We start from the raw sequence: 25,641 nt of genomic DNA on the forward strand, positions 1-25,641 counted from the left end.
CGTCGCCCTGGCCCTGGTCTTCCTGCCACTGGGAGCGGCGAAGATCGCCGCGGTGCCGTTCATGCGGCAGGCGGCAGCGCACTTCGGCATGTCGCCGGGCCTCTACTGCGTCGTCGGCACCCTGGAAGTGGCCGGAGCCTCCCGGCTACTGCTGCCGCTGATCTCACTCGGATGAAGCAACCTCAAGTGTCTGAGAACCGTGCCATTTCGGTTGGGCCACTCATTCAGGCCGCAGGTCCAGATGCGGGCACGGGTCCGGCCAGCATCGGGTCTGGCAGCGTCCATGTCATGGGTCATACCTGCCACGCGGGTCCGCTGGTCGTGTACTCGATGGCTGATCGTGCCCATGGGCCGATCCGCCCGAACCAGCGCAGCGCTTCCACCGCGGGGCCGGCTGCTCGCCGCATACGTGCACACCGGCCCGATGACCCGCCGCCAGCGGGATCGCGCCGCTGTCACGCCGGACCGATGACCTTCTTGCGCATGTGGCCATAAACCACCGACGTCCGTACATCAGCGAGTTCCGGGCGCTTCGCCAGCTTCTCCAGGACCACTGCGTGCAGATGGTCGGTGTCCCGCACGGCGACGTGCACGAGGAAGTCGTCGTTGCCGGTGAGGACGAAGATCGAGACGACCTCGGGCATCCCCTCCAGGAAGGTCTGGAAGGTTTCGATCACCGCACGTGTCGGCGGGCGGACCCGTACGGCGATCACCGCCTGCAGCCCGCGGCCGATCGCCGCGAGGTCTGCCTCCGCGTGAAACCCTGTCAGGACGCCGCTTTTGCGCAGCGATCGGATTCGCTCCAGGCAGGTGGACGGGGCGATACCGAGTTCCTCCGCCATGTCACGGTTGGTGCGCCGACCGTCCTCCTGCAGCATCCGGACCAACGCCGAATCTAGTTCGTCCACGCTTGCCTCACCTCACGAGATTCCGAAGATGATTCGGTCACTTGGCAACGCCTTCGATTGTGTTGTTAGCCTCCAGCTTAGTTGGCCGACGTTCGTTCGGTCACGGTGTGGTTGGCGGCACTGGTAGCGGAGAGGGGCGACTCGATATGCGTGAGCGAGGACCAACAGTCTGGGCGGTGTGTGCGGTCATGGCGGCCGCACTGTTCTGGAGCAGTTCCTACGCGGTGACGAAGCAGGTGCTGAAAGACGTCGGCCCGCTCAGTATCGGCGCCATCAGGTTCACCCTCGCGGCGTTACTCCTGGGCGTGATGGTACGGCTCAGGCCGCACCGTCCGGCCCGGCCGGGACCCCGGCAGCGGCGGCAGCTCTACCTGAGCGGCTTCCTCGGCATCACCGTGTACTTCATTCTGGAGAACGTCGGCGTTGATCTGTCCACGGCATCCGACGCGTCGCTGATCGTGGCTACGTACCCGCTGATGACGATGCTGGTGGAGCTGGTCGTCTTCCGCACCCGGATGCCGCTGCCGAGGGCGACGGGCGTGCTGCTGGCTACCGTCGGCGCCTACCTCGTCGTACGCAACGGAGCCGAGGTCGGAGGCAGTTCGCGCTGGCTGGGCGACATCCTGCTGCTGCTCGGCGGGCTGGCCTGGGCCGGTTACAACGTGCTCGGCAAGCGCGCGAGCGCCGGCCAGGACGCCACGAGCGTCACCTACTACCAGACCCTGGCGGGCGCGGCCGGCTTCCTGCTCGCGTCCCTGCTGGAGGCCGACGACTGGCGGATGCCGGGCGCGACCGCCTCATCGCTGCTGGCCTACCTGGCCGTGGCGTGCTCGGTCGGCGGCTTCCTGCTCTACAACTACGGCCTGCGCAGGATGGCGTCGAGCGTCGCGGTCAACATCCTCAACCTGGTCCCAGTCTTCGGCGTCATCGGCGCCGTCGTGATCAACGGGGAGTCGATCAGGCTCGCCCAAGTCGCGGGCGGCGTGATCATCATCGTCGGAGTGGCGCTGGGCATGATTGACAGAGGACAGGGAGCCATGGCGAAGCCGGACGCGAGGGGAGGCAAACCTTCCAGGACTGCGACCGCCCGGACTGCGGCGGAGGCGAGGCCCAAGCCGGACGAGCCCGAAGCGGATGTACCAACCGTGCATGGAGTGATCAGCGGGGCTTCGCGACGAGTCCTGGATTCTTGAAGTCGCTGATGGTCACCGTCACTGGGAAGCTGCCGCGTCTCCAGGGTCAGCTGGTGGACGACGCGGACGAGGGCTTCGCGGTCGGCGCGCAGTTCGGCGAGCTCCTGCTGGTCTGCTGCGCGGAGTTCCTTGAGTTTCACGACCTGTTTGCGTAGCCGTACTTCGGGCTTGGCAGGTCGGGCCCGCCGGCGGACCTTGGCGTAGAAGTCGTTCTTCAGGTCGGGGTGGCGCCGGGTGACTCTGAGGGTGACGGTGTCCCCGGGGGCCAGGCGAGGGTGGGCGTCGAGTCCGCGGCGTCCCCACAGTTCTGCCAGGGCAGCCGCCGCCGCAGGTTCCGGAGCCGAGGATGTCGCCGATGCGGACCTCCGGTGCCCCGCGAGGCGTAGGCGATCACCTGGGCGTGGCTGAAGGCCATGTTGCTCCGCATGTCCTCGCCGACGACGGTGCCGTGGACGGCGGCCGTCATCCGCAGGCCGAGGCGTTGCCTGCTCGGTAGGTGTATTGATCACGAGCGTTGTTAACGGGGGCCGGTCTTGATCGTGGCGAAGGCCCCCGTGTGTGGTGGAGGTGTCGAATCTTCACCGCACGGAGGCCTTCGTGTTCCACCGTAATGCCCGGCTGACCGTTCACGGCAGGCGGCTGCTGGTCGAACGTGTCCGCACCGGTCGCCCTGTCGCCCATGTTGCCGCCGAGATGGGCATCTCCCGCGTCACCGCGCACAAGTGGATGCGCCGCTGGCGGGCTGAAGGCGAGCAAGGACTGCACGATCGGTCCAGCCGTCCGCGCACGACACCGCACCGCACGGCAGGGGCGATCGAAGCCCGCGTGTGCCGTCTTCGGCAGGACCGCAAGCTCGGCCCGGCCCGCATCGGTCCGATCCTGGGCCTGCCCGCCTCGACCGTCCACCGCGTCCTGGTCCGCCACGGCCTGAACCGCCTGGCCTTCCTGGACCGGCCCACCGGCCAGATCATCCGCCGCTACGAGCACGCCCGCCCCGGCGAGCTGATCCACGTCGACGTCAAGAAACTCGGCCGCATCCCCGACGGCGGCGGCCACAAAGTCCTCGGCCGACAAGCCGGCCGCGCCACCCGCACCAGCATGGGCTTCGACCACGTCCACTCCGCCGTCGACGACCACTCCCGCCTCGCCTACAGCGAGATCCATCCGGACGAGAAGGCCGCCACCTGCGCAGACTTCCTCCGCCGGGCCGCAGCCTTCTTCACCACCTGCGGCATCGACCGCATCGAACGGGTCCTGACCGACAACGCCTGGCCCTACCGCAAAAGCTTCGCCTGGCAGCAGGCCCTGGCCGACCTCGGCGCGACCGGCAAGCTCACCCGCGCCTACCGGCCGCAGACCAACGGCAAGGTCGAACGCTTCAACCGCACCCTGCTCGACGAATGGGCCTACCTGCGGCCCTACACCAGCAACACCGAGCGGACTGCAGCTCTGACAGACTTCCTGCACACCTACAACCACCACCGCTGCCACACCGCACTCGGAGGCAAGCCACCCATCACCCGCGTGAACAACCCTGCGGGTCAATACAGGTAGGGCTCCAGTTCGTCGGGGGTGACGAACACCGGGCCGAGCGTGGTGGCGCTGTCCTTGCCCTTGGCGGGGCCGAGGCGGACTTGCATCTCCGTCGGTCGGCATGGTGAGGACGGTGCCGCCGCGCAGCACGACGCGATGCCGAGGCAAGATGATGACTCCTTCGTCATCCGAGCCACAGAGGCAGTGCCTCCCACGGACTCTCACCTCACCGGAGGAGGAGACCGGGGATCATCAGCCGAATCGGTTGTGAACCGGCCATGACCGAGGTGTTGACGGCCCGGCCCCCTCTGACATAAACGGAAGCACCGGCAGTGCGGGCGCAGGATCACCTTCCCGGCATCGAGGGCGATCAGCGCCCGGAGCCCGTCCCACTTCGGCTCCGCCGCCCAGCCCGGGCGAGCGGCTGTCGCCAGGGGGACACGCCCGCTGGGGATGACGATGGCGGTCAGTATGCGGCAGCGTCCTGCGGCCCGGCCGCCCGGGTGCAGGTGAGGCGGTAGAGACTCGGTGCCGGTCCCGATGATGTGCCCGCCGAACGTGAAACGGGATGCCTCCTAAATAATATTGCAGTAATATTTTTTTATGACGCAGCATGCTGACGCTGACACAAGACGCGGCCAGGTCGCCTCCGCGCTGATGAGTGTGGTCGCCGAACGGGGACTGGCGCGGACCACCCTCGCTGACGTGGCACGGACGGCGGGTGTGTCCGTGGGGCTCGTCCAGCGCTATTTCCGTTCGAAGGACGAGCTGCTGAGGTTCGGCATCGAGTATGTCTACAGGCGCGCCGAGGAGCGCATCGCCGCCATTCCGGTCGAGCCGCCGGTCCGGGAGTTCGTCGTGCGGCTGATGGAGACGTTCCTGCCGCTGACGGTCGAGCGGCGCGCCGAGCTGCGAGTCTGGCTCAGCTTCGTGCAGGCGTCGCTTACCGACGCCGACATGGCGGCGATTCACCGGGACGCTACCGTGCGGCTCCTGCGGGGCGTCGAGGAGGCATTGTGCGGCGCGCAGCGGGCCGGCGAACTCGCCGCGGGTGTCGACACCGAGGCGGAGGCGGCGGCGCTGGTCGCGTTCGTGGACGGGCTGTGCCTGCACCACGCGGCGACCGGGAACGGGTTCGACGCGTCCCGCATCAGCGCCGCGTTGGACGCCTACGTTGACCGGCTGTTCGACTGATGAGCGCGACGCTGGCGCTGGCGCTGGCCGGGCTTGGGCTGCTGGACAGCACAAGCTTCGGCACCCTGCTGATCCCGATCTGGCTGTTGCTCACCCCGGGGCGGGTGCGCGCCGGCCGGATCGCCGTCTACCTGGCTACGGTCGCGACGTTCTACTTCTGCGTCGGCGTTCTCTTGGTGCTGGGGGCCGATGCGGTGCTGGAGGCCGTCCGGGCGGCCTTCGCCGACGTTGCCCAGACGAACCTGCGGATCGGGCAGCTCGTCCTCGGTTTGATCGTCATCGCCTTGAGCTACCGGCTGGAGGCCCGCGCCCGCCGCCGGGCGGGCAGACCGGGCCGACTGCAGCGTTGGCGGGCTGCGGCGATGTCGGGTGCCGTGCCGGACGGCGAAGGTCTGGACGGCCGGGACAAGCGGGGTGGAGGCGTGCGCGGCCTGATGAGCCTCGCGTTGGTGGCCACGGCGCTGGAGATCATCACCATGGTGCCCTACCTGGCGGCCGTCGGCTTAGTCGCGAATGCCGATCTGACCTGGCAGGTCATCGGCGGGGCGCTGGCCGGCTATTGCGTCGTGATGATCCTCCCGGCGGTCCTCCTCGGCGTCGTCCGGATCGCCGCGCACGACCGCGCCGAGCCAGTCCTGCAGCGGATCAACGACTGGTTCACCCGCAACAGCGCCAAGGCGCTCGGCTGGACTGTCGGGGGGATCGGCATCGGAATGGTCCTCAACGCCGTGACCGCCCTTCTCGCTCAACCCGTCTGAACTCGCGTCAGACGCCAGAATCTCCAGCAACTGCAACTTTCGAAACACGCCCTACAGCAGGACCATCAGCTCGGTCATCTGCTCTGGCCCCTCGCTCTACCAGAACGAGGGGCCGCCGCCTTGAACCCCAGCACGCCCGGCTTGCGGGAAAGGGGGAAGCGCAGTCCCCTTGAGGCTGACGGAGCCGGCGCCCGCCGGGGCCGCACGTACGCGTCAGGCTGGGGAGGGACCAGCCGCAGTCGTTGCGGTTGATTTTCAGGGAGCGGGTCTGGTCGTTGAGGTTGTAGCCGCGCAGGTCGTGAATGGATCCGCCGCTGCGGGTGATGCACGTATGCCGGCCGCTGTGGTTGCGCTTCTCGTACACGCGGGCTGTGCGGTCGGAGTTGTTGCGGATGGAGCTGCCGCGGTCACGGATTGCGGAGGGGAGGTCCCTCACGCTGCCGTCCACGGCACGCCGCACCCACGGCTGACCGCCGAAGTCGATCTCCGGGTAGATGCACACGTGGCCGGACGGGCAGTCGATCGCTGGCTTCACAAGGAACGCAAGCCCGAGCAGGTGCGGGTGCAGTTGCCGGCGCGCCGCCGCGCCGAGAGTCTTGGGCCTTTCACACCGGGGGGCGACCGGATTATGCACGGACCGCATGGTCCCAGGCCGGCTCGCCGAAACGGGGTCGCGATCGACGACAGCAGCCGCTACGAACCGTGACCACGTGCCCCTGCGGCGGTCATGCAGTCAGACGAGCCGGATGCCGTAGGGGTCGTGGCGGCCCCCCACCGGTCCTTGCGGCCGGGGTCCCGGACTTTTCGCGCCGCGGACCGTCCAGCCCTCCCCGTTGTGGAACCGTTGGTTGATCTTGTTGCCGTAGGCGTTGACCGCCTGGATCGGATGCCACCTCCGCGCGGAAGATGGCATCCGACCGGCTGGGCGCTGGAACCAGCTACGTGCTCTGGGTCAGCAGACCGGCGTCGATGACCTCGGCGATAAGGGTCGCTCCGCGGCTGTTCTGGTGGATGTGGTCGGTCGTGAGCACGAGACCTCGCCGCCGTGAGATCGTGTCGAGGCTGCGGCGCAGCACTGCGTGCTGGACGAGGACGCTGACGCTCGCTGCGGGCGTCACCTCCCGGTAGGGGATCGGCGGCGGGCCAGCTTGGCGTAGTTCCTCGGTCTGGCGTTCGTGGAGCGGAAGGTAGGCCACCTCGTTGGTGGCGGCGACCTCGGCGATCATCCGGCTGTACGCCTGCGATGCCTGTGCCGCTGCTCCGTCGAGTTGTTGGCCGAGTACCGGTAGCGACAGCAGACCGATCGTCGCGTCGGTCTCCGCTCGCAGCCGTGCGACGACGGTTCCCAGGCACTGTTGGAACCAGCCGGCTGACGGGCGATCGGGGAGCTGTTTGCGCTTCATGGCCTGCTCGACGGGGTAGCCGGCGAGGCTCGCTCGGGCGTCGTTGGTTCCGATCAAGACGGTGATCACATCGGGCGGGTTCGTGACGACGGCATCAAGGCGCTGCAAGAGGTTGTAGGCGAAGTCACCGTTGGCGCCGAGGCGGGCAAGCTGCACGTCACCGGGAGGGTGGCGTCGTCCAAGAAGGCCCAGGTAGTCGACGCTGAACTGCGCGCGGGTGAGGCTGTCGCCGAGGCACGCGATGCGTATCGTCACGGCGCTTCCTCCGGGCCGGGCGTGCCGACGCGTTCGGTCGGGCTGGTGTCGGTCCGAGGACGGTGGTCGGTGCCGAGGCTCGCGGTGATGGCCAGGATGGACGTAGGCCCCTCCATGTCGACCACGTGCCATACCCCGGCCGGGTTGATGGTGGCCTCGCCCGGCCCGAGCAGAACGCGGTCGGGCACCCCGTCCACGTCGCGGGTGACCGTCACGGACCCGCTGAGGCAAACGACCAGTTCGTCGCCTGCGGGGTGACTCTCCCAATGGTCGCCGAGGCCGTCGCCGTCGAAGATCATCACCATCCGGCCCTCGGCGCCGTCTGCCGCGACCGCGGCGCTGTAGGCCTGGAGCACCTCCGGGTCCCAGGCGAAGCCCTCGACGGGTTTCGCTCTCGATCCCAGTCCGAGGTGCACGGGGGTGGTCCGCAGGTCCATGGCGTTGCGTTCGTGGTTGACGAGTCTCATGCCGGCGATCGTCCACGACAGCGATCGGGCGGTCTTGAAGAAAAGGGAAGAGAAGCCGACGCGACGGGCAGACAATTGGCGGCTACCTGGCTCCGAGGAGGACTTCGCTGCGACGCCAGGCCGTCGGTGATCGGTTCGTGAACTCGCGCCAGTCCCGAACGAGATGGGCCTGGTCGGCGTAGCCGGAGACGGTTGCCACATCGGCCCACGGGAGCGGGTCTTGCGCCGCGGCCAGTTCGTGCGCGTGCTCGAAGCGCAAGACTCGGGCGAAGGTCTTCGGCGACAGGCCCACCTCACCGCGAAACCGCTCGGTGAGGTACCGACGGCTCCAGCCGAGTTCCGCGGCGACCGCACCAACCTGGACGCAACCCCGCGCGGCGACGAGGCGGCGCCACGCCTCGGCTACCTCGGGGCGCTCCCGGGGCACGCGGTCGCCGCCGCGGCCGACAGCTCGGAGGAGCAATTCGTCCAGCGCGGTGAACCGCGCGGTCCATGTTGTCGCCGCTCGGAGCCGGTCGACCAGCTCGACGGCTAGCGCTCCGAGAAGCTCGTCGAGTGGGACCAGTCGGTGGGCGAGCTCGGCGGCAGGCATGCCGTAGATGGCCCGGGCCCCGCGCGGTGTCAGCGATACCTGCACGCCTTGCTGGCGTCCGTCGTGGTGGATCGCGACGGACCGGCACATCAGACCGCCGGCCACGCTGCTGAATCGGGTGACCGGTGACCCGTCGTCAACGCCCGCCGCCATCTCTAAAGGATCTGACAGGCTGATCACCGCAGTGAGCGCGCGGCTCGGCGGGCCGCAGTGCACCCCTGCCGGGAACCCGCGGAGGTCGAAACCGACGTACGAGTCGACGTACTGCCGCAAGGAGGGCGCCGGACGTGCAGCGATCCCGGTGGCCGTGTGGTCCTCCATTTTCGTCAGTGTACGAGCCGCCCAGCCCAGCAAGATCACCGTCCAAGGGCTGATCACCGCCGTTTGCCGCTGGTGACACGGTTCTTACCGGCACCCCGCTGCCTGGAGCTTCGCGTGCTTGTTCACTCATCGCGGATCGATCTGTCCAGCTCAGCCCTTCGCTTCCTGTCCGGCCTGCTGCGGGCCCGCCGCCCTCAGCGCGGCACCCGGTGGCGCCGGCTGCCTGCCGGCCGGCAGGCCCTGCTGGTCCTCGCCCATCTGCGGTGCGGTCACACCAACGCCCAGTTGGCGACTGGTTGCGGCGTCGGGACCACCACGGTCTACCGGTACGTGGCCGAGGCTGTCGCGGTCCTGGCCGCGCGGGCCGCCCACCTGACCACCGTCCTCGGCACGGCGACGCAGAAGGCGTACCTGATCCTCGATGGGACACTGCTCCCCATCGGCCGCATCGCCGCCGACCGGCCCTATTACTCCGGCAAGCGCAAAAGGCACGGGATGAACGTCCAGGTGCTCGCCGACCCGCTCGGGAACTTGCTGTGGGCCTCGGCCGCACTGCCCGGCGCGGTGCACGAGCTGCGCGCCGCCCGCACCCACGGCATCATCGACGCCCCTGTCGAGGCCGACATCCGCTGCTGGGCCGACAGGGGCTACCAGGGCGCCGGCGGCACCATGCGGGTTCCTTACCGCGGCCGCTGGGACAAGCTGTCCGCGGGCCGGCAGGCCGGCAACTCCCCATGCCAAGATCCGTGCGCTCGGTGAACAGGCCATGGCCACGCTGAAGACCTTGCGGCTCTTGCGCAAGCTGCGGTGCAGCACCACCCGCATCACCGGCCTCGTCCAAGCGGTCCTCACCCTTCACCTCAACGCCTCAAGCTGAGGTTGGGCAAGACTCAGTATCCGGCGGCAGCCGCGGAGCGGTTCAACCGCCTCGGGGCACCTGCCGTTTGACGGACCCTGGTGTCGGGACCGGTCCCCAGAGGGGCGTGGTACAAGTGGCGGCTGTGACAGCCAATCGCGAGCAGGAGCCCAGCGAATCGTGCGGGATCTGTCTACAGCCAATACCACCTGTTCAGATGGAGCCGAAGCACGAGACCTTGAACGAGCGGTGGAAGGATTCGTCGCCTCCCGACAACCCGCTCGAAAACCACGCCCGCAATGTACTGAGTGCAATGGAGGCATGGCAGTGCGACCGCTGCCGACGCTGGATCTGCAACGATTGCATCTTGCCCCACGTGATCAGGTCCCGTGCCCGCCGAATGCGCCATCGAGGCTGCGGGGGTGTGTTCAAAGCGCCGGACGCGCCGTCTTGGATCGGCGTCATCGGCCAGCGGCCCGTACCCGCTGGATCGTGGAGAGCAAGGTTCGGCATCCGAACGGACTTGAACTCGGGTGTACTGGGCGGCTCAGGCTATGAACCGTTCCTAGGCGGAGAGCTACTCCCAGCCGGAGAGCTGCGTTTCAGGGAACTCGCGCTGATAGCCGAGGGGATCCGTCAGTCTGTCGGGGTGACGTTGAGTGACGACCAGATGGCCATTGGGATGGCCATGTGCGATCAACTTGAGGGTCGGCGCCTACGCAAGGCCAAGCGGACCATCGAGACCCTCAGCGTCCCTTGCACGGATCGGGACCGCTCTCTCGCCGCCGCACTGCCGGCTTTCCTCTACGCCCGTGGCCTGTACGCCCGTGATATCAGTGTTCATGTCATGGCCCCCACTGAGTCTCGCGCTCGGGAGGATGCTCAGCTCTATAGCAAGATCGACGGAGAACTTGGCATGCATGGAGTTGGGCTGATCCATGCCGGCCAGCCCCGGGCCAAGAGGGAGGCCGCCTATGCGCGCGGCATCACAGTCGGTGATCACGGGGAATTCGAGAGGGATGTGGTCAGCCGGGGTGTGGCCGTTGTCCGTGTTGCCCGATACGGAACCTACATCGATCGCCGCCATCCCCGAGTGGCACACCTACCCGACTCCGGATACGGACTTGCATAGAAGATCCGCCATGCTGAAGTCGATGGTCACGGCGCGCTGGTGCGCTTCGCTGATCGTGTTCTCGTGCTGATCGCATGCGGCTGTCGGCCCGTTACGCGAACACGCCGCTGCGGGCGCTGCTCGGGCTGGCCAATACCGAGGCCACCCACTGTCAGACGATCTTGAATGCAGGCAACCGCACGCGACCAGCACAAGTACGAGATCACCGACTACACCAACGCCGATGACCTGCGGGTTCGAAGTTGAAAAGGGCCCAGTGAAAAGATTTCATCCTGTACTTCGCAGATCACGGGGCTGGTGTGCGCCTGCGGTGATGTACTTGCGCCGGTCAGGGATGTGACCTTCTTCGGGAGATCGTCTGTCACCGGTGGATTTCGGTTGAAACCCGATGAGGTAGTCAGTCAGCCGCGAGCGGAGGCGCGAGAGTTCACCGGCAGGCGGTGCCGCTATGGCGGCGCCGGTCACACGGCAGGAGGGTGCTGCTGCTGGACACGCCGATGGGCGAGAACGTCTCTTTGTACGACCTCCTCGCGAACAGCACAGCGGTGCCCGAGGAGGTGATCGGCTTCGTCCCCGCCGATGCGCGGCTGGCGGCATTGCTGCGTGCGCTCCACCCGACCGAGCGGGAGGTGGTTCAAGCGTGGCGGATCCCGACAACGGCACGTGGGCTGAGGCCGCGCTGCACGCGGGTGCCGCTGACCTCGAGGTCGTCGGAGCGAGTACGGCGCAAGGTGAAGCGCCTGATCTCCGAAGCGCAACGGCACCTGGCAGCGGATCTTCACAGCCCTGCAGGTCCGGGCCGATGCCAAGGACCTGATCACCTGGGAGATCAACGTTGACTCCACCATCGTCCGTGCCCACCAGCATGCCGCCGGGGCAGGAAAAAAGGGGGACCTGCAGAAGGAGCCGCCCGGCGGCGTCTCCACCGAGCCGGGCGACCACGGCCTTGGGCGCTCGCGCGGTGGCCTGACCACCAAGCTGCACCTGGCCGTCGAGCAGGGCCGGAAGCCCAGTCCATCATGATCACTGCCGGGCAGCGGGGCGACTCCCCGCAGTTCGAGGTCGTCCTGGGGGCGCATCAGAGTGCCCCGACCGGGGTCGGGCAGGCCGCGCAACCGGCCCACGCGGTTGCGCCGACAAGGCCTACGCCTCCCGTGAGAACCGCGCCTACCTGCGCAGACGCGGGATCCGCTGCACCGTCCCGGACAAGGCCGATCACATCTGCAACCGCAAGATATTCGGCTCCTGCGGCGGCCGTCCGCCGAAGTTCGACCGGGAGGACTACAAAGCTCGGCACGCGGTTGAGTGCGGCATCAATCGACTCAAAGGCACCGAGCTGTGGGAACAAGGTACGACAAGCTCGCGGTCCGCTACGAGGCGACCGTCCTCGTAGCGGCGATCAACGAGTGGCTGTGAACGGGGATAGAGGCGTCTCTGGCTCAGGCCCGCGCGCCGCCGTCGACCCGGAGGACCGTGCCGGTCACGTAGGAGGAGCGGTCGCTCAGCAGCCAGGCGGCGGCCTGCGCGATCTCCTGCTGGTCGGCCGCGCGGCCCAGCGGGGTGTGCGCCGTGAGCCGCTCTCGGAGACCGGGTGATCCCTTTTCCCAGGTGCTTATCATCTCGGTCGCCGTGTTGCCAGGGGCGATGGCGTTGACGCGGATGCCTTCCGGGCCGTAGGTGACGGCGGCCGACTCGGTGAGGCTGTTGACCGCCCGTTTCATCGCGCCGTAAACGGGCAGCTCGGGATTGCCCATCAGGCTGCCGACAGATGAGTTGTTGACGATTGCGCCGGTCCCGGCGGTGGTTCGGATGGCGGCGATCTCGGCGACCATGGCCAGCCAGACGCCCTTGAGGTTCACGTCGTAGAGGCGGTCGAAGTCGGCCTCCGGCAGCTGGTGCATCGGGCCGGGCTGCTGGATCGTCGCGCCGTTGTTGAAGGCGATGTCGAGTCGGCCGTAGACGTTCACGGCGCGGTCCACGGCGGCGCGCACGCCGGCCGCGTCGGCCAGGTCGCACACCACGTACTCCGCGGTGCCGCCTGCCGCCCGGATCTGCGCGGTCACCGCCTGCAGCTGGTCCTCCGTCCGGGCCGCGAGAAGTACTCGGGCGCCCTCGCGGGCGAAGAGCCGAGCCGCGGCGGCTCCGATACCGCGCCCGGCACCGGTGATGAAGGCGACCTTGTCGGCCAGCATGCCCAGGGCGGCAGGCGTGGTGGGTGTGCCGGTGGCAGGTGTGTTGTCCATGGCGCCAAGCCTGCGCCCGTCCGCGAAGCGCAACCAGGCACCGGCGGTACCTGGATCCGCGGCCCGGCGCCCCCGCACACTGGAGAGGTGGACCGACGACAACTGGCCGACTTCCTGCGCAGCCGACGCGAGCGGATCACCCCTGCCGAGGTGGGGCTGCCCGCCGGACCGCGCCGCCGCACCCCGGGCCTGCGCCGTGAGGAGGTGGCGCAGCTGGCGCACATCTCGACCGAGTACTACACACGGCTGGAGCAGGCCCGGGCGCCGCACCCGTCGCACGAGGTGCTGGCCGGACTGGCTCGGGCCCTGCGCCTGACGGACGCCGAACGCGACCATCTCCATCACCTGGCCGGCACACCGCCGCTCCCGTCGGCCGGGCCCTCGCGCCAGGTACGGCAGAGCATCCTCGACCTGCTGCACCGACTGCCGCAGGCCGCGGCGACCGTAACGTCCGCGACCTTCGAGGTGCTGGCCTGGAACGATCTGGCGGCAGCCCTGATGGAGGACTTCTCCGCCCTGCCGCGACGCGACCGCAACCTCGTGCGCCGTGTCTTTCTTGGCCCGCACACGCAGGGGCAGCGGCTGTACGGAGTGTCGGACGCGGACGCCTTCGCCCGCATCTCGACGCAGCGGCTGCGCGCCGCCGCCGCCCGCTACCCCGACGATCCGGAGGTCGCCGAGCTGGTAGCCGAACTCCTCGACAAAAGCGAAGAGTTCACCCGCTTGTGGCAATCCCACGACGTGTCCGCCGAGCTCACCCTGTGCAAGACCTTCCAGCACCCGCTGGTCGGCCCCGTCACCGTCAACTGCGACGTCCTCGACATCACCGACCGCGACCAGCAGGTCGTGATCTACACCGCGGTCCCAGGCTCGCCCTCCGAAGAGGCGCTACGGCTGCTGTCGGTCATCGGCACACAGCGCATGGACGTCACGCGCTGAGCCACACCGGCCGCACTTCACGTCCCCTGATGTGGACCGACGCCGGTCAGCACCGCCCGCGCGCTTCTGAGCCCTGCCCTGCACGGCGCGGCCCCTGAGCAACCACTTTCGACACACGCCCTAACGAGCTCGTGCATGTTGGAAGGGGGACGTCGAGCTCCTGATCGTCGATCATCAGCGACCGAAGGATCACAGGTCTGTCAGCCGATGTGATTGCTGGACTCGTGGCGGAGTTGGGCCCGTTGTGGCATGAACGGCATCAGGCCAGCCTTGCGTCCAGGCAGCGGAGGCGGGGCGGTGGGCGCCGGTGCGAAAGCACCGGTTGGTCTTCGTCGACCGGCTCCTGGCCACCGTCGTGCACGTCCGGCACGGGCCCACGCACGACGTGCTGGCCTGCTTGTTCGGCGTGGACCGCTCCACCATCACCCGAGCCATCGGCGAGGTGCGGCCCCTGCTCGCCGAGCGAGGGTGCACTGTCAGCCCCGGCGTGCGGTTGCGGACCCTGGCCGAGGTCGTCGACCACCTCGGCGCCGGCGACATGACCGGGATCGTCGACGGCACCGAGATCCGGGTCCGGCGGCCGGCCGCCGGGCGCAAGGACCGGGACACGTTCATCTCCGGCAAGAGCAAGCAGAACGCCGTCAAATCCATGGCGCGCACGGACGGCGACGGCCGCGTGCTGTTCTGCAGCCCGACCGAGCCGGGAAGCTGCGCGGACATCACCCACGCTCGTCAGTTAGGCCTGGTCGAGCTCCTGGCCGACGGCCCCGCCGTGGAGATTCTCGCCGATGCCGGCTACCAGGGCCTGGGTGCTCAGAGCGGCGGACGTGTGGTGACACCGCCGCATCGCAAGTTCAAGAAGAACGCTCCGGACTGGTACGACGAAATGCATGAGCGGCAACGCAAGGCACATTCCTCGCGACGCATCCGGGTCGAGCACGGCATCGCCCACTTGAAGAACTGGCGGGCGCTGGCCCGCCATCTCGGCCGCCGCGAGCACATGAGCGACATCGCCCAAGCCGTTGCCGGTCTGCTGTCCCATCAGCAGATCGCGGACCTGACGCCGGCGCGGCAGATGTGAACACCGAGCCCCGCCGCCATTTTCGACGTCTCCCTGGCAACCATGCACAACCTCGCCATGACAGCGTGGAACAGCAGGCCAGCCATCACCCCAGACATGCCGCCACCAAGCCTTCTGCAACACCCTTCAGCTGGCGATCACTGGTCAGCGATGTCACGGTGCTGGCTGATCTCGCTGTCCAGTTCGACGGCGAGGCGCCGGATGTCGTCGCCCGACAGAGCAGCAACGTAGTCCATCCATCCATTGCCCCTGCCAGTACCGGCGGACCTCGGGGCCTTTGGGGCGGGCTCGCGCCGAGTCCGCTCCTCCGCCTCGAACTCCAGCAACATCTCGACCGCGAGCGGCGCGATGTCGGGCCGACGCAGGAGGTTGCTGGCATACGGCACGAGCTCGGGCCTCTTGGCGAGGAACCGCTCGACGGCGATCTGACGCTCCTCGGGAATCTCCGGGAACTGCCACCGCGACGGTCCCAGATCGGGACGCCCCACGGGACCAAATCAAGACGCCTGATCTTCACAAACCACCCTAGAACTGGGGCCAGTTGGAGCCGGCTTGGTGGGGCCGCTGAGCGCCGCCCTAGCCACACCACAGCAGTCACACGCCAGCAGATCGGGGAACTGCCCCTCGGAGAGATGCCGCGATGTCACTCGGATGAGGCAACGTCAAGTGTCTGGAGAACCATCCCCCTTCGACCTGCGGCCCATCCGGAGGGCAGGGTAGGGCTGTCCGCGGGTGCGGTGAGCATCGGTTCGGGCAAGGGCCACGTCATGCGGTGATGTCTTCCACGGCGGCGCCGTGCATGTTCCCACTGTTCGGCAGCTGTACCCCAGCCTTCGTCAGCGCCCAGGCGTGGCCCGCGACGGCCCCGGACGGCAGCTGAGACCGGCCGCGTGAAGGTGAGGTCGGTCGAGGCCCGGACCGCAGGTGGTTCGAGCTTCCGGGGGCTCGTGTCACCATGCGTGGATGACCGGCGCCTCGGGCTCGTGCTGCTGCCAGGCCTGATTGAGGCGCGTGAGGCGGTCCGCGGCGGCGATGCCGTGCAGGGAGGCGACCTTGCCGTCGCTGATGTCGAACGCCACGGTGCCCACGACCCGGTCCTCGATCACGGCGAGGACGGCCGGTGAGCCGTTGACCAGCGCGATGTGCATCGCGGGGGAGCCGCCGGCCAGCCGCCGCTTCGCCGGCGTGGGCTTGAAGCCGGCCCGCACGAAGGAGGCGACACGCTCGCGCGTCTTGTACCGCAGCAGCCGCCTGGCCAGTCCGGCGCCGTCCGAGACCGCCGTCACGTCGTCGGTGAGCAGCGCCACCAGCCGTTCGGTGCGTCCCGACGCGGCGGCGGCGAGGAACTCCTCGACGATCCGGCGCGCGGACGCGGGGTCCACCTCGTCGCCGCCGCGGCGCTCGGCGGTGACCCGGCGTCGGGCCCGGTGGACATGCTGCTGGCTCGCGGACTCGGTGATGTCGAGGATCCCGGCGATCTCGGCGTGGGGGTACGAGAAGGCCTCACGCAGGACGTAAGCGGCCCGCTCGACCGGTGAGAGGCGCTCCATGAGGGCCAGCACGGCCAAGGACACCGATTCGCGCTGCTCGAAGGTATCGGCAGGGCCGAGCATCGGGTCGCCCTCGAGGAGCGGCTCGGGCAGCCAGTCTCCGGCAGCGCGCTCATGGCGCGTCTGCGCCGAGCGGAGCCGGTCCAGGCAGAGATTGGTGACGACCTTGGTCAGCCACGCCTCCGGCACCTCGATACGTTCCCGGTCCGCGGCCTGCCAGCGCAGGAAGGCATCCTGCACGGCGTCCTCGGCGTCGGCCGCCGAGCCGAGCAGACGGTACGCGAGCGAGGCCAGCCGGCCACGGCTGGCCTCGAACCGATCGATGGCTGCGCTGTCCATGCGCAAGAGCCTATGCGGCGGCCCTCACACCGGACCGGTCGGGCGCGGTGACCAGGCGGCGCCTGCGCTTCGGCATGCCGAACGTCGGATGGGCGATGCTCCACCCCGCCCCCCTGAGCACGCCCGACTTGAGCCGCGCGGCCATCCGGCCGCCCAGGTACCAGGACTTCGACCGGACCTCCCCGTCCACCATCTGGAAGATCGCGTCCCGCTTCCCGAGGCTGATGTGGTTGCCGTAGTACTTCAGCCCGGTGGTGGGGACCTCGCTGCCCGTCAGGCGCGCGATGATCGCGGCGGTCGCCTGCATGTTGGTGTAGCCGGCTGAGCCGCAGGACATCGGCAGCGGCCGGCCGTTGTCGCCGATCGCGTAGGCGCAGTCACCGGCGGCGTAGACGTCCGGGTGCGAGACCGAGCGCATGGTGCGGTCGACGACGATCTGGCCGGTCTCGGCGACCTCCAGGCCGGCGGCGGCAGCGATGGGGTGCACGGCGAACCCGGCCGCCCACACGGTCACGTCGGCCGGGACGGACATATCGTCGGCGGCGATCGCCCGTGCCGGCTCCACGGCTTCGATACTGGTGTGCTCGTGGACGGTGATGCCGAGCCGGTCGAAGGCCCGGCGCAGGTGCCGACGAGCCCTCGGGGAGAGCCACGCGCCCAGCTCGCCCCGGGCGGCGAGTGCGACCGAGAGGTCGGACCGGGACTCGGCGAACTCCGTGGCGGTCTCGATGCCGGTCAGCCCCTCACCGACGACCAGCACGGTGCCGCCCTCGCCCAGGCCGGCCAGGCGCTCGCGCAGACGCAGCGCCGAGGACCGGCCGGTCACATCGAAGGCGTACTCGGCCACGCCGGGGATCCCATGGTGGGCGACGGAGCTGCCGAGAGTGTAGAGAAGCGTGTCGTACGCGAGCTCGCCGTCGCCGTCCTCGCCCGTCACAGCGACGGTCCTGTGCTCGGGGTCGACGCCGGTCACGCGCGCCAGGCGCAGCCGCACACCGGTGCCCGCGAACACGTCGGCGAGCTTGCGGACCGCAAGGTCCTGGCCGATCGCGAGCTGGTGGAGCCGCATCCGCTCGACGAAGTCGGGCACGGCGTTGACGACGGTGATCTCTACGTCGGCGGGCGAAAGCCGGCGGGCCAGGTTTCCGGCGGCGAAGGCCCCGGCGTATCCGGCGCCGAGGACGACGATGCGGTGCTTCATGGCGATGCTCCTGTCTCGTTCGCGTGCCCCCTGAACGAGGCAGCGCCCCGATTGCTGACAGGAGCCGGATGTGACGCGGGTCACTGAACTGGGGCGAGCGGCTGAGCCTCGACAGGCGCCGGAGGCCGGCACTCGCCAGCAGCGACCGGAGAGGAAGTTCAGGGACATGACGAAGGCCCGGACGCCCGGTCCCTCTCTCTATACCTGCGGCGACCGCTGGTGGCCCGTCCCCAAGTCGTGAGACGCCCGCACCCGGCAGCACCAACCACCGCCGACCCGCGTGGTGCTCATAGGATGCCTGGATGCCGAAGCCGTTACGGATGAGTCGCCGCACGCGGGTCGCCCCGTGGGCGGTCCTGTGCGCGGCCGCTATAGCCGCCACCCGCCGCCTTCCCGGCGCCTGACCCGCAGCCCGAGAAGCCCGTCAGCGCCGAGTGCGCCGAGTACATCGCGGACATCGAGACGCAACTGGCCAAAGCCAAGCAGGAAGGCAATGACGACGGCATGTTGTCCTTCACGCGAACCCCGGTCGGCGCGCACGACTGCAGCGACGAAATCCTCGACCACTTCAGCGCCGACCGGTGAGCCGCAAAGGACTCACCGCGACAGCGCGTGCTGATCTGCGCCGGTGCCGTGACGGGCACCGCCCTGAGCGCCGGGCCGGAACCGGAGCCGCAACCCACACACAAACCGCTGAAGAGGGCGCAGCAGGACGCTGGCGTTCCGGTCAGCAGATGGATAGGCCCGGGCCTTCCCGCGATCGGTCTCACGCTTGGACAGGAGGTGACCGAGGCGCAGCTGCGCTCCCTGTTCGCCAAAGGCCGGCACCTTGGCTTGGCGTCTCTCGTTCACGAATTAACGGCGAACGGGGGAGCCCCGCCTGCTGTGACTCGGGTCGTCCCGTCGGTTGTGAGCCCGCGGCCGCACCTGTCCGCACTGCCGCTCCGCACTCGGGGGACACCGCGCCCTGAAGGAAGTGGCGGCACGGCCCTATGTGAAGGCGCTCAAGCGCAGCGCCCCGGATCCTGTGGGGCTGCGCGCCCGTGCCGCCGCACGGGCGTCAGATGGCCCGTGTCACTGCGGTGTGCAGTTCGCGTACGCCACTGGTGCGCGGGTGCTGTTCGGCGAAGTTCGTTGACGATGTGGGGGATCGCGGGCCGGTCGCGGACTTCGCCGGGGCTGGCGTGGTAGGCGTCCAGGAGTGCGCGGCCGGTCTGTTCGGGCCGCTGCCAGGCCCACCAGGCGCGGGCCATGTCGGTGCCGAGGCGGGCTTTGCGCTCGGCGGTCGGGAACCGGTCGGTCCATGCGCCTCGGCCTGGTGGAGGGCGAGCTCCGCCTCGTCGAACCCGAACCGGCCCGGAGCTTCGCCGACTGGATCGGCCTCGAGTGCCGCCAGCGCCACCTCCAGGGCAGCGTTCGCTTCCCGGTCACGGCCCTGCTGGGCGAGGGTGGACAACAAAGCCCAGGCGTGCAACTGCGCCCGGACCAGCCGCTGGGGGCCGCGGCCGCACCGCGTTCGGCGTAGGAGAACGCTGCGGACAGGTTGCCAGTACTGCGAACCACCATGCTCTGCGCCCCGTACGCCCACGCGGCCAGAACCGTATCGCCGCACCGGTTCGCGTATGCCACAGCGGTGCCGAGATGAGTGCGCGCGCCAGCCGGAGTCAGCAGCGCCGCGACGAGCGGCAGGCCGCGCGCCGCCGGGGTGTCCGTGTGAGTCCGTGTCTCGCCGATCACCGGATCAGCGGACCATGGCCAGGTGAGAGAACGGCGAAAGCGGCGTCCCCGGGCCGGACCCACAGCGGCATCCGGGAGAGGAGCTCACCTGAACTTCCGCCATGCCTGCCGTCGGCGTATCCGGCCGCGGCCATCAACAGGAACTGCTGCCACAGGACGACGAGCTGCTGCCACAGGACGAGGAGCTGCCGCAGGACGACGAGCTGCAGGAGGACGAGCTGCTGCAGGAAGAGCCGGCCGACGAGCCGTCGCACGAGGAATCCGTGGCGTACCAGGACGACCAGCTGGACGAACTGTCACCGCCACCTGTCGCTGATGCCGTGCCCGCACCGCTGCTCGCCGCCCATGCCCCATGGCCATGCCCGCTCGCCCGACCGCTCGCGGACGCCTGCCAGCCCAGATCCTCCCAGGCACGCCGCCATGCGCGGCGCATGAGCCAGGCACACAGCGCAGCCATCCCCAGGACGGCGGCGCCCACCAGAATGAACGCAGTCACCATGACTTTCCCCCCTCCCACCGGGGCGTGCGCACCGGCTGCCCGGACGATGCCCCCTGCCCCGGCACATTCAATCCCTCCTTGAGCAAGCCCAGAGGTTTCCTCATCCGGAACGGCCCTCCGCGTCACCGCGGGTGTAAGAGGGCATCTCTTGTGGGGAGTTCGGCCAGGGACGCCTTTGTGAACTCTGGTGGGACTGGCGGTTGTTGCGAAACGTGTTGCTCGTCGTCTCTACAACCATGCACGAGGTCGTTGACGCGGCGCCGCCCTCGCCAAGCGGATCTCCCTCAGACGCCGAAGTACAGGGTGCGTTGAAGGAGGCTCAGGGTGGGCTCGACCCAGGCGAGAGCGTCAAGGCCGGAGGCGAGGTTGCCCGGCGGCTGGTTGATCAGGGTGTCGCGGCGGATCAGCCGGGCGAAGTCGACGGTGACCGGATCCGCCCGCAGGCTGCCATCGGGGTGGCGGAACTCCACTCCGGCCCGCCGCATGACAGTGATCAGTTCCTGGGCGAGGATGCCGTATCCGACGGTGGTGGGATGGATGCCATCGACAGCCAGGCCCTGGCCCCAGCAGCACGGAGACCGCCGCCCTCTGCACGGCGGCGTGTGCGAACTGATAAAAAGCGCCCTGGGCCGGTACGGATGCAGACCACCCCAACGCAGAGCTCTCCGGCCGCGCAAAGAGGGTCACAAAGGCCACGGGCCGACATCGCCCTCCACACCATGTCCCTGATCCCGGCCAGTCCTCCACCGCCGCACCGCGCGGCCACGGTGTGCCCATGGTCAGGCGTGACCGATGCAACGGCCAATTTCCGGCATCAACGAGCAAAGCCTGAGAACAGCTCAGATACCGCTTACACCCACGGTACTTACGCTGTCCCGGCATCCCTCGCACCACCCCTCACGCCCCTGTGAACATGCCCGAATCGAGGTGTTGGGTGAACAGATCCCTCAGAGTGGTTCTCACTCTGGGTACGACAGGAGCGGCACTGCTGGCCGCGCCGACGACGGCGGCCCAGGCCGCCGGGACCGCCATGTCAGCTCGGCCGACCGCCGCACAGATAGCCATGATGAGCCCCGCGGCGCAGAACCGCCTGCTCGATCCGCTGCGAGCGATCGCCGGCGCGGTCGACACGGCAGGCGAGAAGAGCGACCCCGGCAGCTACGCAGGCGTGCGCATCGACGCGCCCGCCGGCTTGGTGCACCTCTACACCACGGTCCCGGCGGACGCGCCGGGGCTGCTCCAGGCCGCCCGCCGGACCGACCCCGGTCTCGACACCTCGCGCGTCGAGGTCGACAAGGCCGCCTTCACACTGCGGGCGTTGCACGCGGCACGCTCCTCCCTCCTCGCCGAAGCCGACGCGCACGAGTTGCCGTACGAGGTGTACTCCGTCGCCGTGGCCCCGGACGGCTCGGCGCTCGACGTCGCCGTCGACAAGCCGGTGACCGCCCGGGCCGACCTGCCCGCGGCCGGGGCGACCGACGGACGGCAGGCGAACACCTTCGACGGCGTCACCGTGGTCTTCCAGCAGGGCAGCCCCATCACGCCGGCCAGCTGGGCGGACGTCAAATGGCACGACTCCTCGCCGTTCATCGGCGGTGATGTGCTGACGGACGGCTCCTCCTACTGCTCCGCGGGCCTGCCCGCGGTCCGCACGAGCGACGGCCACCCGATCATGGTGACCGCGAACCACTGCTTCCCCACCGGCGACCGCGTCTACACCGGAGCGGGAACCACCCCGACCACCGGCAACTTCTACAACGACCTCAACGGCCAGGAGGGCAACTACGTCGGTACGGTGACCGGCACCAGCGGGAGCTGGGACGCGGAGGAACTGGACGGCGCCAACAACAACAGCGACGAGAGCGACTCGACCACGTGGGAGCCGGTGACGAGCGACGCGTACTCGTACACGGGCGACTACGTCTGCCAGGACGGCGCCGCCTCCTTCTTCATGGGGTACGGCACGGTCTGCGCCATCGAGGTCACCAACCAGGACATCACCTACTCGCTCACCGACTGGTCCGGGACGCACAACGTGCGCGGAGTCGAGGGGACCAGGCTGCCCGGCGAGCAGTGGGCGGTGGGCCACGGTGACAGCGGAGCGATGGTGTTCGCCGTGTCCGGGTCCACCCGCCAGGCACGCGGAGTCGTCTCGGCCTTGACCGACCCCTACCAGACGGAAGGCGGAAGCTACATCTACTGGACCGAGGCGCCCGACATTCTCGGCCACTTCGGACTGAAGCTCAACCCGACGACGTAACGACCGCACAGCCGCCCCAGCGGCAAACCGCGCCGTCCCGTACGACCGCGCAAGGCCCCACGCGGCCACGCGGGCCACCACGGGACGGCGTGGAGCCGCCGCACAGCGCCGTCCTTACCAGGAGGAGCCAGACATGACCGGCGCACGTCCCTCTGCCATGAACCACTGGGTTCGCCCCGTTGCCGCCGCCGTAGCGTCAGCCGCCTCCTGCCTCCTGCTCACCGCCTGCGGGAGCGCGGCGTCCCACTCCTCGGGCGATCTCCAGGAGTCCGGCGAAGCCATCACGCGCCCGGTCACGGTCGGCGCCGACGGCCGTACGCTCACCACGGCCGGTACCGCGGGAGGGTGCCAGACCCTGCGCCTCACTGCCGACGAAACCGGCAGCGCCGTCACCCTGACCCTGCGCCTGACCACGCGGGAGAGCAACGCGAAGCACCCCTGCCCGGCCGACGTGAGGTTCGGACCGGTCAGCGTCAAGCTGCACACGCCACTGCACGGACGCCCCGTCTCCGACGGCACGACCGGCAAAAAGCTGCACGTCGGCAGGGCCTGACGCCAGCGCTCTGGCCATCCGGCCTGGAGCGCCGAGCGCGTCACCGGACCGCTGCTGCCGCGCGAAGAGGCGCTGACGGATCTGGGATAACGGCGGCATTCCAATGGTATGACCGACCGCCTGTTGTATGTGCGTTGCGTCGATGGGCGTAGGACGCACATCCTTCATGTCGTCATCGCGGAGAGCTGGCTGGCTCTGTCCGCGAGAACGGGCAGCGGATGTGCACCGGTTTGGGAGGCAGCCGCCGCCCGAGAGGGAATCGAAATGGTCACGGGTTTCCCTCAGGCGGGTGGAAGTGGCCCTGCGTCGGTGACCGTGCCGGTTCACCAGTCAGGTTGATCGGGTGCGTGCCACAGGACGTCGAGCCGGCGGTGGGCGAGTTCCTCCGCCTTCTGAACCAGGTCGCTTGCGCGATGTCCGGCTCGGCCGAGGGCCGAGGGCCGAGGACCGGCGAGTGCGCCGTCGGCAATGCCGGCCGACCCGGTGAAGTGAACGGCGTACCTCCATCTGTCCGGGTCCGGTACAGGACGAGGCTGGTCGATCTCCCGGGGGCACGCCAGTACGGCCGCCGTTTGCTCGCCATGTCGGCACGGCACTGCGGACTCACCCGCCCATGCGGCGCGTCCGGCTTCACCGGGGACGTACGCGCCCCCGACCGTCCAGATAAACGGATGGTCGGGGGCGAGCGTGACGCGGCAGGATGCTCGGCATGACATTACCCACCCCCGAGCTGCACACCGCCCGCCTGCGACTGCGGCCGTTCACCGAGGCCGACGCGGCGCCGCTCTACGCGCTGCACAGCAGCACCCACGTGCTGCGTTACTGGGACTCCCCGCCGTGGACCGAACCGGCCCGCGCCCAGCGCTTCATCGCGAGCTGCCGGACGATCGAGGAGCAAGGCACGGGAGCGCGGGTGGCCGTCGACCGCGTCTCCGACGGCGCGTTCATCGGCTGGTGCGGCCTGACCAGCTGGAACCCGGACTTCCGAAGCGCGTCCCTGGGCTACGTCTTCGACGCCGCTGCGTGGGGCCACGGCTACGCCACGGAGACCGCGCACGCCGTACTGCAGTGGGCGTTCGACACCCTGGACCTGAACCGCGTCCAGGCCGAGACCGACACCCGAAATGTGGCGTCCGCCCGGGTCCTGGAGAAGCTCGGCTTCGTCCGCGAAGGCACCCTCCGCGAGGACTGCGTCGTCAACGGCGACGTCTCCGACTCCTGGGTCTTCGGCCTCCTCCGCCGCGAGTGGCACACGACGGGCACGCCGACGGCCGGCCGCTAGGGCCGAGACGTGCCCGCTTTTTGAGTCCACAACCTCCACCGAGGTCACCGTGGGCCGCTCCGGCGAGCTCAACGTCTTGGCTTGCCCCACTGATCCCGACCATCCGCACCGCTGGAGCATCCAGCAGCTCGTAGGGTCCGCACGGAGCGGCAGCATTCTCTCTGAGTCCCGCAGCACTATCTGGGAGAGTCATGACAAGTAGGTTCACCGAGTTGACCGTTGACTGCCACGATCCGGAGAGACTCGCGGCCTTCTGGTGCGACGTCCTGGACTTCAAGGTGATCGACCGGAGCGAGGGTAAGGTCGAGATCGGCTCCTGGGTGCCGACTGTTGAGGATGTTCGGGCCCGCCAGATGTCGCCCACCCTGCTGTTCATCCAGGTGCCCGAGGGCAAGACCGTGAAGAACCGGCTTCACCTCGACGTCAGCCCGATCGACGGCAGCACCGAGGACGAGGTAACCAGATTGCTCAACCTCGGCGCCACCAAGACGGACGTGGGCCAAGGCGCAGATCGAAACTGGGTGGTCATGGCAGACCCGGAGGGCAACGAGTTCTGCGTCCTTCGCACCCTGGCACCGCAGAATTAGGCCGCGAGCGGCCATCCCCTCGTCACTCCGTAACCGTCATGTTGCCGACAAGACCTCAGTTACCCTCCGCGACCGCTCCCCAGATCTGTGCCAGATCCCTTTCTGAGGTTCTGGCACAGTTTCCGTGCGGCGGCCAATCTGTGTAGTTGCTGCGGCTACATCGGTCGTGATTCCCCGGAGGTCGTGGCCACGGGTCTCCTACGGTGCCGAGATGCTGACTGTACGAGCTATGACGGAACGTGGCCTCCTTCGACCTTTCAAAGTGCCGACGGTGCTGCTGAACATCGGCCTCAACCGTCAGTCCATCGAGGTAGGCCGAACCTGGTAGCGGTCGACGCTTATGGACGAGTGGTGGGTTGGGCGTGCTTCGGACGCTTTCGCGGCAATGGAGCGAGTACGGCCATGGGTGAGTTCTACGCCCTGTACGTTCAGCCCTCACTCATTGGGTCGGGAATCGGTCGCACGCTCCTCGAAGCCGTGCACGCTCACGCGGATGGTTTCAGCCTGATGTTGTTGTGGGTCCTCACCGACAACACTCGGGCACGTCACTTCTACGAGCGAGCGGGCTACATCGCTGACGGTGCTGTCCAGGCTGACGTCTACGACGGAGTGTCCGTGTCCGAAGTTCGTTACCGGTGCACCCTGCAGGACTGTAGTGCGTGAGCTCGCCGTAAAGTCAGGCGAGAAGAACCCGTTGTGGGTGGTCACGTAATTCCCCGGGGCTGAGGTCACGTAATTCCCCAGCCCCTGGAAGCGGT

The 25,641-nt window shown here is 68.7% G+C and carries 26 protein-coding genes and 3 pseudogenes; 17 read left to right on the forward strand and 12 right to left on the reverse strand.

The genetic code is table 11. The features are described from left to right. Positions 1-13 precede the first annotated feature (13 nt). Positions 14-175: a DoxX family protein gene (locus SCNRRL3882_RS39925; protein WP_078602994.1), complete on the forward strand. Its 162-nt coding sequence runs from the start codon at positions 14-16 to the stop codon at positions 173-175. A 280-nt stretch (positions 176-455) separates the two neighbouring features. Here the strand turns inward: SCNRRL3882_RS39925 and SCNRRL3882_RS39930 are convergent, their stop codons facing one another. After that, the gene (locus tag SCNRRL3882_RS39930; protein ID WP_029181760.1) at positions 456-908 is read right to left on the reverse strand and encodes an Lrp/AsnC family transcriptional regulator; all 453 of its coding nucleotides are present in this window, start codon (positions 906-908) and stop codon (positions 456-458) included. A gap of 146 nt (positions 909-1,054) precedes the next feature. Here SCNRRL3882_RS39930 and SCNRRL3882_RS39935 point away from each other — a divergent pair, with 146 nt between their 5' ends. Together SCNRRL3882_RS39935 and SCNRRL3882_RS39945 are read left to right on the forward strand one after the other, a co-directional pair. Further along, positions 1,055-2,101: a DMT family transporter gene (locus tag SCNRRL3882_RS39935; RefSeq protein ID WP_050810341.1), complete on the forward strand. Its 1,047-nt coding sequence runs from the start codon at positions 1,055-1,057 to the stop codon at positions 2,099-2,101. Positions 2,102-2,698: 597 nt separating this feature from the next. Then, positions 2,699-3,655: an IS481 family transposase gene (locus SCNRRL3882_RS39945; RefSeq protein WP_029181699.1), complete on the forward strand. Its 957-nt coding sequence runs from the start codon at positions 2,699-2,701 to the stop codon at positions 3,653-3,655. Here SCNRRL3882_RS39945 and SCNRRL3882_RS42485 read toward each other — a convergent pair. Beyond that, positions 3,652-3,744 (reverse strand): annotated as a pseudogene (locus SCNRRL3882_RS42485) (hydroxylase); the annotation flags it as partial. The gene SCNRRL3882_RS39945 and the pseudogene SCNRRL3882_RS42485 sit on opposite strands and share 4 nt — an antisense overlap. A gap of 493 nt (positions 3,745-4,237) precedes the next feature. Between SCNRRL3882_RS42485 and SCNRRL3882_RS39955 the strand changes: the two are divergent. Then, positions 4,238-4,828 carry a TetR/AcrR family transcriptional regulator gene (locus SCNRRL3882_RS39955; protein ID WP_010047363.1) on the forward strand — a complete coding sequence of 197 codons (591 nt, stop codon included), beginning with the start codon at positions 4,238-4,240 and terminating at the stop codon, positions 4,826-4,828. Beyond that, positions 4,828-5,586 (forward strand): GAP family protein, encoded by a 759-nt coding sequence (locus tag SCNRRL3882_RS39960; protein WP_010047365.1) that lies wholly within the window; start codon positions 4,828-4,830, stop codon positions 5,584-5,586. The genes SCNRRL3882_RS39955 and SCNRRL3882_RS39960 overlap by 1 nt, the downstream gene beginning before the upstream one ends. 7 nt (positions 5,587-5,593) lie before the next feature. On the opposite strand, the gene SCNRRL3882_RS42125 is transcribed toward SCNRRL3882_RS39960, so the two are convergent. The 4 genes from SCNRRL3882_RS42125 to SCNRRL3882_RS39980 form a co-directional block, all read right to left on the reverse strand. Beyond that, positions 5,594-6,229, reverse strand: a complete 636-nt coding sequence (locus SCNRRL3882_RS42125; RefSeq protein ID WP_231911208.1) for a peptidase inhibitor family I36 protein — start codon at positions 6,227-6,229, stop codon at positions 5,594-5,596. A gap of 295 nt (positions 6,230-6,524) precedes the next feature. Continuing rightward, entirely contained in the window at positions 6,525-7,244 is a 720-nt protein-coding gene (locus SCNRRL3882_RS39970) for an SGNH/GDSL hydrolase family protein (RefSeq protein WP_010047367.1), read from the reverse strand. Beyond that, a complete protein-coding gene (locus tag SCNRRL3882_RS39975) occupies positions 7,241-7,711 on the reverse strand; it encodes a cupin domain-containing protein (RefSeq protein ID WP_010047369.1) in 471 nt (156 codons plus the stop codon). The genes SCNRRL3882_RS39970 and SCNRRL3882_RS39975 overlap by 4 nt, the downstream gene beginning before the upstream one ends. Positions 7,712-7,793: 82 nt before the next feature. Beyond that, entirely contained in the window at positions 7,794-8,624 is an 831-nt protein-coding gene (locus SCNRRL3882_RS39980) for an AraC family transcriptional regulator (RefSeq protein WP_010047372.1), read from the reverse strand. A 114-nt stretch (positions 8,625-8,738) separates the two neighbouring features. Here SCNRRL3882_RS39980 and SCNRRL3882_RS39985 point away from each other — a divergent pair. From SCNRRL3882_RS39985 to SCNRRL3882_RS42490, 4 genes and pseudogenes are all read left to right on the forward strand, one after another. Continuing rightward, positions 8,739-9,501, forward strand: a pseudogene (locus tag SCNRRL3882_RS39985) (transposase family protein). Positions 9,502-9,904: 403 nt separating this feature from the next. Then, entirely contained in the window at positions 9,905-10,612 is a 708-nt protein-coding gene (locus SCNRRL3882_RS40950; protein WP_158688469.1) for a hypothetical protein, read from the forward strand. A 476-nt stretch (positions 10,613-11,088) separates the two neighbouring features. Beyond that, the gene (locus tag SCNRRL3882_RS40955) at positions 11,089-11,451 is read left to right on the forward strand and encodes a hypothetical protein (protein WP_158688470.1); all 363 of its coding nucleotides are present in this window, start codon (positions 11,089-11,091) and stop codon (positions 11,449-11,451) included. Beyond that, positions 11,363-12,028, forward strand: a pseudogene (locus SCNRRL3882_RS42490) (IS5 family transposase); the annotation flags it as partial. The gene SCNRRL3882_RS40955 and the pseudogene SCNRRL3882_RS42490, both read left to right, overlap by 89 nt. A 23-nt stretch (positions 12,029-12,051) precedes the next feature. Here the strand turns inward: SCNRRL3882_RS42490 and SCNRRL3882_RS40000 are convergent. Next, complete coding sequence (locus SCNRRL3882_RS40000) at positions 12,052-12,855, reverse strand: SDR family NAD(P)-dependent oxidoreductase (RefSeq protein ID WP_010047380.1); 804 nt, start codon at positions 12,853-12,855, stop codon at positions 12,052-12,054. 87 nt (positions 12,856-12,942) lie between these two features. Here SCNRRL3882_RS40000 and SCNRRL3882_RS40005 point away from each other — a divergent pair, with 87 nt between their 5' ends. Together SCNRRL3882_RS40005 and SCNRRL3882_RS40010 are read left to right on the forward strand one after the other, a co-directional pair. Further along, complete coding sequence (locus SCNRRL3882_RS40005) at positions 12,943-13,794, forward strand: helix-turn-helix transcriptional regulator (RefSeq protein ID WP_010047381.1); 852 nt, start codon at positions 12,943-12,945, stop codon at positions 13,792-13,794. A gap of 322 nt (positions 13,795-14,116) precedes the next feature. Continuing rightward, complete coding sequence (locus tag SCNRRL3882_RS40010; RefSeq protein WP_010047382.1) at positions 14,117-14,875, forward strand: transposase family protein; 759 nt, start codon at positions 14,117-14,119, stop codon at positions 14,873-14,875. A 137-nt stretch (positions 14,876-15,012) separates the two neighbouring features. On the opposite strand, the gene SCNRRL3882_RS40015 is transcribed toward SCNRRL3882_RS40010, so the two are convergent. The 3 genes from SCNRRL3882_RS40015 to SCNRRL3882_RS40025 all read right to left on the reverse strand — a co-directional run bounded on the left by SCNRRL3882_RS40015 (position 15,013) and on the right by SCNRRL3882_RS40025 (position 17,965). Next, complete coding sequence (locus SCNRRL3882_RS40015; protein WP_010047383.1) at positions 15,013-15,363, reverse strand: hypothetical protein; 351 nt, start codon at positions 15,361-15,363, stop codon at positions 15,013-15,015. A 462-nt stretch (positions 15,364-15,825) separates the two neighbouring features. After that, positions 15,826-16,764 carry an RNA polymerase sigma factor SigJ gene (gene sigJ / locus SCNRRL3882_RS40020; RefSeq protein WP_010047384.1) on the reverse strand — a complete coding sequence of 313 codons (939 nt, stop codon included), beginning with the start codon at positions 16,762-16,764 and terminating at the stop codon, positions 15,826-15,828. Positions 16,765-16,774: 10 nt separating this feature from the next. Further along, on the reverse strand, positions 16,775-17,965 hold the full coding sequence (locus SCNRRL3882_RS40025) for an NAD(P)/FAD-dependent oxidoreductase (RefSeq protein ID WP_010047385.1): 1,191 nt from the start codon (positions 17,963-17,965) through the stop codon (positions 16,775-16,777). A gap of 1,318 nt (positions 17,966-19,283) precedes the next feature. Between SCNRRL3882_RS40025 and SCNRRL3882_RS40040 the strand changes: the two genes are divergently transcribed. Beyond that, on the forward strand, positions 19,284-19,490 hold the full coding sequence (locus SCNRRL3882_RS40040) for a hypothetical protein (protein WP_159399462.1): 207 nt from the start codon (positions 19,284-19,286) through the stop codon (positions 19,488-19,490). Between the two features lie 208 nt (positions 19,491-19,698). On the opposite strand, the gene SCNRRL3882_RS41245 is transcribed toward SCNRRL3882_RS40040, so the two are convergent. Both SCNRRL3882_RS41245 and SCNRRL3882_RS40050 read right to left on the reverse strand, forming a co-directional pair. Further along, positions 19,699-19,956 carry a hypothetical protein gene (locus tag SCNRRL3882_RS41245; protein WP_010047391.1) on the reverse strand — a complete coding sequence of 86 codons (258 nt, stop codon included), beginning with the start codon at positions 19,954-19,956 and terminating at the stop codon, positions 19,699-19,701. 529 nt (positions 19,957-20,485) lie between these two features. Then, complete coding sequence (locus SCNRRL3882_RS40050) at positions 20,486-20,686, reverse strand: hypothetical protein (RefSeq protein ID WP_010047394.1); 201 nt, start codon at positions 20,684-20,686, stop codon at positions 20,486-20,488. 467 nt (positions 20,687-21,153) lie between these two features. Between SCNRRL3882_RS40050 and SCNRRL3882_RS40055 the strand changes: the two genes are divergently transcribed. From SCNRRL3882_RS40055 to SCNRRL3882_RS42715, 5 genes are all read left to right on the forward strand, one after another. Then, positions 21,154-22,461 (forward strand): hypothetical protein, encoded by a 1,308-nt coding sequence (locus tag SCNRRL3882_RS40055; RefSeq protein ID WP_040904277.1) that lies wholly within the window; start codon positions 21,154-21,156, stop codon positions 22,459-22,461. 133 nt (positions 22,462-22,594) lie between these two features. Next, positions 22,595-23,014: a hypothetical protein gene (locus tag SCNRRL3882_RS40060; RefSeq protein ID WP_010047396.1), complete on the forward strand. Its 420-nt coding sequence runs from the start codon at positions 22,595-22,597 to the stop codon at positions 23,012-23,014. Between the two features lie 709 nt (positions 23,015-23,723). Continuing rightward, entirely contained in the window at positions 23,724-24,296 is a 573-nt protein-coding gene (locus SCNRRL3882_RS40070) for a GNAT family N-acetyltransferase (protein ID WP_010047404.1), read from the forward strand. Positions 24,297-24,487: 191 nt separating this feature from the next. Continuing rightward, complete coding sequence (locus SCNRRL3882_RS40075) at positions 24,488-24,883, forward strand: VOC family protein (RefSeq protein ID WP_010047405.1); 396 nt, start codon at positions 24,488-24,490, stop codon at positions 24,881-24,883. Between the two features lie 183 nt (positions 24,884-25,066). After that, positions 25,067-25,546, forward strand: a complete 480-nt coding sequence (locus SCNRRL3882_RS42715; RefSeq protein ID WP_158688471.1) for a GNAT family N-acetyltransferase — start codon at positions 25,067-25,069, stop codon at positions 25,544-25,546. Positions 25,547-25,641: the final 95 nt, after the last annotated feature.

The sequence above is a fragment of the Streptomyces chartreusis NRRL 3882 genome, assembly GCF_900236475.1.
In the GTDB taxonomy this organism is placed as follows: domain Bacteria; phylum Actinomycetota; class Actinomycetes; order Streptomycetales; family Streptomycetaceae; genus Streptomyces; species Streptomyces chartreusis_D.